1 protein-coding gene and 1 pseudogene are annotated in these 414 nt (G+C 57.0%); both read right to left on the bottom strand.

Translation table 11 applies throughout. The annotated features are described in order from the left end of the window. Positions 1 to 230, bottom strand: a 230-nt coding sequence (locus Q0835_RS30180) for an ATP-binding cassette domain-containing protein (RefSeq protein ID WP_298967199.1), incomplete at its 3' end; no start/stop codon positions are given. A gap of 10 nt (positions 231 to 240) precedes the next feature. Further along, positions 241 to 414: pseudogene (locus Q0835_RS30175) on the bottom strand (carbohydrate ABC transporter permease); the annotation flags it as partial.

The following is a 414-nucleotide window of genomic DNA, read 5'->3' as shown; positions in this document are numbered from 1 at the left end:
CCGCGCTTTGAGGGTTCTTCCCAGGTGACGTTCTTGCCGCCGATGAAGATCTGGCCGCCGGTGACATCGAGCAGGCCTGCGATGCAGTTGAGCAAGGTGGACTTGCCGCAGCCCGAGGATCCGAGCAGGACCAGGAATTCGCCCTTGCCGATCTCCAGGTTGAGATCCTTCAGCACGTCCAGGTGTCCGAAGCTTAAGGCGAGGTTCTTGACGGAGATACTTGTTTCCATTGTTTTCTCGTTAGCCTTTGACCGCTCCGGCGGCGATGCCGCGGACGAAGAGTTTGCCGGAGATGAAGTAGATGGTGAGGGGAACAAGGCCGGTGAGAATGGTGGCAGCCATGTTGACGTTGTATTCCTTCACCCCTTGGGTCGAGTTGACGATGTTGTTGAGCTGCACCGTCATCGGATAAAG

Source organism: uncultured Roseibium sp., assembly GCF_947499295.1.
Lineage (GTDB): Bacteria > Pseudomonadota > Alphaproteobacteria > Rhizobiales > Stappiaceae > Roseibium.
Note: the sequence above shows the minus strand (reverse complement) of the source record. Positions and strands in the feature narration are given on the sequence as shown.